At 71.4% G+C, this 6,622-nt stretch carries 8 protein-coding genes; 5 read left to right on the top strand and 3 right to left on the bottom strand.

Going from position 1 to position 6,622, the window contains the following annotated elements; genetic code table 11:
• The 3 genes from K8U61_RS24125 to K8U61_RS24110 all read left to right on the top strand — a co-directional run.
• Positions 1 to 132, top strand: a 132-nt coding sequence (locus tag K8U61_RS24125; protein WP_224123671.1) for an integrase core domain-containing protein, incomplete at its 5' end; no start/stop codon positions are given.
• Between the two features lie 156 nt (positions 133 to 288).
• Complete coding sequence (locus tag K8U61_RS25275) at positions 289 to 1,719, top strand: fatty acid desaturase (RefSeq protein WP_272491989.1); 1,431 nt, start codon at positions 289 to 291, stop codon at positions 1,717 to 1,719.
• A 5-nt stretch (positions 1,720 to 1,724) separates the two neighbouring features.
• On the top strand, positions 1,725 to 2,282 hold the full coding sequence (locus K8U61_RS24110) for a TetR/AcrR family transcriptional regulator (protein ID WP_224125562.1): 558 nt from the start codon (positions 1,725 to 1,727) through the stop codon (positions 2,280 to 2,282).
• 8 nt (positions 2,283 to 2,290) lie between these two features.
• On the opposite strand, the gene K8U61_RS24105 is transcribed toward K8U61_RS24110, so the two are convergent.
• Positions 2,291 to 3,151 carry a GTP-binding protein LepA gene (locus K8U61_RS24105; protein ID WP_224125561.1) on the bottom strand — a complete coding sequence of 287 codons (861 nt, stop codon included), beginning with the start codon at positions 3,149 to 3,151 and terminating at the stop codon, positions 2,291 to 2,293.
• A 64-nt stretch (positions 3,152 to 3,215) separates the two neighbouring features.
• Between K8U61_RS24105 and K8U61_RS24100 the strand changes: the two genes are divergently transcribed.
• Together K8U61_RS24100 and K8U61_RS24095 are read left to right on the top strand one after the other, a co-directional pair.
• Entirely contained in the window at positions 3,216 to 4,640 is a 1,425-nt protein-coding gene (locus K8U61_RS24100; protein ID WP_224125560.1) for an MFS transporter, read from the top strand.
• A 40-nt stretch (positions 4,641 to 4,680) separates the two neighbouring features.
• Positions 4,681 to 5,526, top strand: coding sequence for a methylenetetrahydrofolate reductase (locus tag K8U61_RS24095; RefSeq protein ID WP_224125559.1), 846 nt, complete (start codon positions 4,681 to 4,683; stop codon positions 5,524 to 5,526).
• On the opposite strand, the gene K8U61_RS24090 is transcribed toward K8U61_RS24095, so the two are convergent.
• Together K8U61_RS24090 and K8U61_RS24085 are read right to left on the bottom strand one after the other, a co-directional pair.
• A complete protein-coding gene (locus tag K8U61_RS24090) occupies positions 5,510 to 6,145 on the bottom strand; it encodes a pyridoxamine 5'-phosphate oxidase family protein (RefSeq protein ID WP_224125558.1) in 636 nt (211 codons plus the stop codon). The two genes, K8U61_RS24095 and K8U61_RS24090, sit on opposite strands and share 17 nt — an antisense overlap.
• Positions 6,133 to 6,615, bottom strand: coding sequence for a GNAT family N-acetyltransferase (locus K8U61_RS24085; protein WP_224125557.1), 483 nt, complete (start codon positions 6,613 to 6,615; stop codon positions 6,133 to 6,135). The genes K8U61_RS24090 and K8U61_RS24085 overlap by 13 nt, the downstream gene beginning before the upstream one ends.
• Positions 6,616 to 6,622 lie beyond the last annotated feature (7 nt).

The raw sequence follows: 6,622 nt of genomic DNA, 5'->3' as shown, positions 1-6,622 counted from the left end.
CTCTCCGACGAGGCCCGCGCAGCGACCTACGCCGCCTGGCTCCACTTCTACAATCACCACCGACCCCATACCGGCATCGGAGGCCTCACTCCCGCCGACCGCGTTCACAACGTCACGGGGAACTACACCTAGCCGGGACGCGGGGGAGATTCATCGGCCGGCCGACAAAGCTCGGCCGGCACCCGCGAGGTTTACATTCAATGCCCTCTTGTCAAACGGGTTGACATTTCCTAGGGTCTTGTCAACCACCAGACGTGACCGCCGTCACCGGCAGGAGGCATCTCGGACATGGCAGGACAGATCGCGAACAGCACGGTCCCGGTCGGGTCGACCGCGACCTGGACCGACAAGAAGCGCTACCTGTGGCTGATCGGCCTGGTCGTCCCCTCGCTCGCCGGCGTCGGCCTCGGCCTGTGGTGGCTGACCGGCTGGGGCGTCTGGTTCTGGATCGGCCCGATCGTGATCCTGGTCGTCGTCCCGGCGATCGACCTGGTCGCCGGCCTCGACCGCTCCAACCCGCCCGACGACGTCATCGAGGCACTGGAGCAGGACCGCTACTACCGGTGGATCACCTACCTCTTCCTGCCGATCCAGTACGCCGGCTTCGTGGGCGCGATGTGGCTGGTCTCGCGTGGCTCCCTCGACGGGACGGCGCTCTCGACGATCGACAAGGTCGGCCTGGCGATCTCGATCGGGTGCATCGGCGGCATCGGCATCAACACCGCCCACGAGCTCGGCCACAAGCGCGAGGAGAACGAGCGCTGGCTGTCCAAGATCGCGCTGGCCCAGAGCTTCTACGGCCACTTCTACATCGAGCACAACCGCGGCCACCACGTGCGCGTCGCGACCCCCGAGGACCCGGCCTCGTCGCGGGTGGGCGAGAACTTCTACCAGTTCTGGCCGCGCACGGTCGGCGGCTCCCTGAAGTCCGCGTGGAACCTCGAGAAGCGTCGCTACGCCCGCCGCCAGCAGCACCCCTTCCGGCTGGGCAACGACGTGCTCAACGCCTGGCTGATGTCGGCCGTGCTCTGGGGAGCGCTGATCGCCTGGCTCGGCGTCGGGATCCTGCCCTACCTGGTGATCCAGGCGGTCGTCGGCTTCTCGCTGCTCGAGGTCGTCAACTACATGGAGCACTACGGGATGCTGCGTCAGAAGGTCGGCGTCGGCGAGCGGCAGCGCTACGAGCGGGTCGACCCGTCGCACTCGTGGAACTCCAACAACATCGCGACCAACGTGCTGCTCTACCACCTGCAGCGGCACAGCGACCACCACGCCAACCCGACCCGGCGCTACCAGTCGCTGCGCGACTTCGAGGAGAGCCCGGTGCTCCCGACCGGGTACGCCGGGATGATCGTGCTCGCCATCGTGCCCGCTGTCTGGCGGCGGGTGATGGACCCCCGTGTCCTCGCCCACTTCGACGGTGACCTCTCTCGCGCCAACCTCAGCCCGCGCAAGCGGGACAGGATCCTGGCGAGGTACCCCGTCGCGGTGGTTGAGGAGGTTGCGCAGCAACCGTCTCGAAACCCCGGGACGGACGAGGCCCCCGAGCTGGAGGTCCTGGCGGCCCGCTGCCCCGGCTGCGGCTACACCTACCGCGTCGAGGAGGGCAACGAGCTCGAGGGCTTCGCGGCCGGCACGGCCTGGCGCGAGGTGCCCGACGACTGGTGCTGCCCCGACTGCGGGGTCCGCGAGAAGGTCGACTTCGAGGCCGTAGCCTGAGTGCTGTGACCACCCGGGACCGCATCGTCGAGGCTGCGGTCGCGATGACCACGGAGTCCGGGTGGTCGGCGGTCACGATGGCGGCGCTCGCCGAGCGGGTCGGGGTCAGCCGGCAGACCGTCTACAACGAGGTCGGCTCCAAGGAGGGGCTCGCCGAGGCGGTCATCCTCCGCGAGCTGGCGCGCTTCCTCGCGGTCGTCTCCGCGGCGTTCGACGCCGAGCCGGCCGACCTCACGGCGGCGATCCGAGGAGCGACGTACGGCGTCCTCGAGCTGGCCCGTGACAACAAGCTGCTGCACGCGGTCGTCTCCGCCACCCACGGCGCCGACACCGAGCTGCTGCCCCTGCTGACCACCCACTCGGAGTCGCTGCTGGCCGTCGCGAAGCAGGTGGTCAGCGAGCGGGTCGCGCCCTACGACACCGGCCTCGACGCCGCCCACCTCGACATCGCCGTCGACCTCGTGGTGCGCGTCGTGCTCAGCCACGTCATGCAGCCCTCGGGCTCGCCGGCCGCCACGGCCGACGGCATCGCCTGGCTCGCCGGACGCGCGCTCCGCGCCTAGCGCACAGGTCAGGCCGCGCGGCGCAGCCGGGCGAGCTCGACCGCCTCGCGGAAGGCCTTGGCGACGTACGGCGGGACGTGCAGGCCGCGCTGGTGCGCCCAGAGGAGCTCCCGCTCGACGCGGGAGATCTGCTGGGCGAAGTCGTCGGCCCGCTCGTCGATGTGGAGGGTGCGCATGAGCTCGCCGAAGTCGGCCTTCTGCTGGTCGTCGTTGGCACCGACCGGGGCGAAGGAGAAGGACCGCATCCGGCGGACCATCCACTTCTGCCAGCCCGCGAGCTGGCCCCAGAGGCCGCGGGCGGAGAGCTGGTAGAAGGCGTAGTGGCCCGGCTCCTGACGCTTGATCGGCGCGATCACGGTCTCGGCGACCGCGGTCTCGCGCATCTCGACGACGCCGTCGTGGAGCAGGTTGTAGGCGAGCACCGCGGAGCGCTCGGTGGCCATGCCGGTCAGGTAGTAGAGCATCCGGCAGACGTCCTGGAAGGCGTCGAGGTGGGCGAGTGCACCGAGGATCCGCATCTTCACGCCGATCGAGGTGAGGTCCGGCGTCGCGGGTGGCCGCCCCAGCTCGACCTGGAGCTTGTCGAGGATGAGCCCGTGCCGGGTCTCCTGCGGCTGCCACACCTCGGCGTAGAAGCGGCGGTCGATCTCGGGCGGGTCGGGCAGCAGCGTGGTCAGCTCCAGCACGTTGCGGTCGACCTCGAGCTCGACCCGCGCCATGTAGTCGAGCACGTGGCCGTAGCGCTCGTTGAAGAGGTCCGGGCGGGCCACCGCGTAGTCGACCGAGTCGAGGTCGATCGGTGGGTGCTCGAGGCCGAGCCGGTCGACGTGCTCGGAGAGCCTCGACTCGTTCAGGGACGCGCGCGTCATGACGGGATCCTAGGTGCGAGTAAGGGTGACCTACATCGGGGATGTCCCCGATACCGTCTTCGGTGTGACGGACGTCCCTGGATTGCCTGGCCCGGCCGGGGTGCGCCTCGGCACCGCCACGGGACGCGCGATCGTGCTGGCCGCGGTGCTCGGCTCGGGCATGACGATGCTCGACGGCACCGTCGTCAACGTCGCCCTCCACACCATCGGCGAGGACCTCGGCGCGTCGCTGGCCCAGCTGCAGTGGATCACCAACGGCTACCTGCTCTCGCTGTCCTCCTTCATCCTGCTCGGCGGCTCGCTCGGCGACCGCTTCGGCCGGCGCCGCGTCTTCGTGGTCGGCACCGTCTGGTTCGCGATCGCCTCCCTGCTCTGCGGTCTCGCGCCCGACCCGGAGGTGCTGATCGCCGCCCGCGTGCTCCAGGGGCTCGGCGCGGCGCTGCTCACCCCGGGCAGCCTCGCGATGATCCAGGGTGCGTTCGTCCGCGAGGACCGGGCGAAGGCGATCGGCGCGTGGACCGGCCTCGGTGGGATCGCGTCGGCGATCGGGCCGTTCGTCGGCGGCGCCCTCGTGCAGTACGCCGACTGGCGCTGGATCTTCCTCATCAACCTCCCGCTCGCGGCGGTGACCGTGGTCGTCGCCCAGCGCGCGGTGCCGGAGACGCTCGACCCGCACGCGCCGCGCGAGCTGGACCTGGGCGGTGCGGTCTGCGCGGCGCTGGCGCTCGGCGGACTGACCTACGCGCTCATCTCGTGGGGCGGTGCGGCGGCTTACGTCGCGCTGCTGGTGGCGGTGCTCGGCGCCGCGGCGTACCTGGTCGACGAGCGCCGCAGCGACCACCCGATGCTGCCGCTCGGCATCTTCGCGGACCGCACCTTCAGCGCCGCCAACGCGATGACCCTCGTCGTCTACGCGGCCCTGGGCGCCGTCCTCTTCTTCCTCGTGCTCCAGCTCCAGACGGTCAGCGGGTACGGCGCCCTCGAGGCCGGCATGTCGACGCTGCCGATCACGATCTGCATGCTGCTCCTCGCCTCGCGAGGCGGTGAGCTCGCGACCCGGATCGGTCCGCGGATCCCGATGACGCTCGGGCCGCTCGTGATGGCGGCCGGGACGCTGCTGCTGCTCCGGGTCGGCGAGGACGTGAGCTACTGGACCGACGTGCTCCCCGGCCTCACCGTCTTCGGCCTCGGTCTCGCGCTCATGGTCGCGCCGCTGACCGCGACCGTGCTCGCGGCCGCGCCCGACGAGCACGCCGGCATCGCCAGCGGCGTCAACAACGCGGTCGCCCGCGCCGGCTCGCTGCTCGCGGTCGCTGCCCTGCCGGTGGCGGTCGGGCTCACCGGCGAGGAGTACGCCGACCCGCACGCGTTCGACGCGGCGTACGGCGACGCGATCGTCGTCTGCGCGGTGCTGCTCGCGGCGGGTGGGGTGATCTCGTGGCTGACGATCCGCACGCCGGCTGTTCCGGTGGTGGCCCGGGACGGCTAGACTCGGGCTCGGCGGTGCGCATCACGAAATGGGTTGCTCTATGCGCAACAAAATCTCGAACCGGCAGACCCTGGTCCGGCTCCTCGAGCAGGCACGCTACGAGGTGCTGCCCACGGCCAGCACCGAGGAGAAGGTGCTCGCGAACGTGCCCCGCGACGTCACCGTCACGGTGACCGCGTCGCCGGGCAAGGGCCTCGAGGCGACCTTCGACCTGGCCGAGCGGCTGACCGGCCACGGGTACGCCGTGGTGCCGCACGTCGCCGCCCGGATGGTGCGTGACCGGGCCGAGCTCGCCGAGATCTGCGACCGGCTGACCGGCAAGGGCATCAGCCGGGTCTTCGTGCCCGGCGGCGACGCCGAGGCCGCGGGCGACTACCCCGACGCGCTGAGCCTGCTCGAGGACCTCGGCGAGCTCGGTCGGCCGTTCGCCCAGGTCGGCATCACCGGCTACCCGGAGTCGCACCCGACCATCCACGACGACCTCACCGTGCAGTCGATGTGGGACAAGCGCCGCTACGCGACCCACGTGGTCAGCAACCTGACCTTCGACCCCGACGTCATCCGCGACTGGGTGCACCGGATGCGCGGCCGCGGCATCACCATGCCGCTGCTGCTCGGCATCCCGGGCCCGGTCGAGCGGACCAAGCTGCTCGCGATGGCGACCAAGATCGGCGTCGGGGAGTCGACCCGCTTCCTGGCCAAGCACAAGGGCACCTTCGCCCGGCTGGCCGCACCGGGCGGCTTCACCGGCGAGCGGTTCCTGGAGAAGTGCGCCCCGACCCTCGGGGAGCCGACCGCGCTGGTCGAGGGCCTGCACGTCTTCACCTTCAACCAGATCGCCGAGACCGAGGCCTGGCGCCAGGACCTGCTCAGTCGCCTGCGCTGAGCCGGCGTACCGACTCCGGGACCGGCAGGTCCTCCGCCCACGGCGCCGCGAGCGGCGGGTCGAGGACCGTGCGCACCGGGACCAGCCCGCTCCAGACGTCGGGGTCCGCGTCGGCCTCCTCGGGCGTGGCCGGCCAGCCGCCACTGACCTTGAGCAGCCAGCCGCCGTCGGCGATCGGGAGTGCCATCGCCAGCGACGCGGCCAGCTCCTTGCGGCTCGACGGACGGACCTCCGTCGTACGGCCCGGGAGGATCACCTCGCTGAACCGGTCGAGCGTGGCCTCGCGCTCGTCGTCGGGGAGGGTCACGAGCCGGCCGCGGATCGTCGCGGAGCGGTAGTTGACCGAGGACTCGAACGTGGTCGGCGCGACCGCGAGCGCATCCACCGCGAAGACCGTGAACACCGCGGGGGCGCCGGCGGCGACGGCGCGCAGCGCGCCTGCTCCCGTCGAGCCGTGCAGGAGCACGCGGTCGCCGTCGCGCGCGTAGAGCATCGGTACGGCGAGGGGCTGCCCGCCGACCACGGTCGAGAGCACACCGGCCCACTGGGAGTCGAGCAGCTCGTCGAGGGCGGCGCGCTCGGTGACGCCGTACTCCGCGAGGCGGTTCAGGCGGTCCACGACTCGACCTCCAGCTCACGGGTGAAGAAGGCGCTGGACGGGCTGAGGTCGTAGTCCGCGAAGGGGCCGCACTCGACGAAACCGTGCCGGCCGTAGAGCGCGCGGGCCGGTGCGAAGACGTCCTGGGTGCCGGTCTCCAGGCTGACCCGGGTCATGCCGCGGTCGACGGCGAGGTCGAGCAGGTGCTGCACGAGGAGGCCGGCGACTCCTCGGCCGCGCGCGGCCGCCGCGGTGTGCATCGACTTGAGCTCGCCCTGTCCGTCGCCGTGGTCCTTGATCGCGCCGACCCCGATCAGCTCCCCGTCGACCCGGTAGGTGAGGAAGGTGATCGACGGATGGGTGAGGGCCTCGACGTCCAGTGCGTGCACGTCCTCGGGCGGGCTGGACGCGTTCATCAGCGCCAGGTGCGCCTCGAGCAGGCGGCGCACGTCGTCGGTCCGCGGGTCCTCGACCCCGATCACACCCTCCACGTGGCGA

This window comes from Nocardioides mangrovi (assembly GCF_020073815.1).
GTDB classification, from domain to species: domain Bacteria; phylum Actinomycetota; class Actinomycetes; order Propionibacteriales; family Nocardioidaceae; genus Nocardioides; species Nocardioides mangrovi.
The sequence above is the reverse complement of the archived record's forward strand: the minus strand, read 5'-3'. Positions and strand labels throughout refer to the sequence as shown.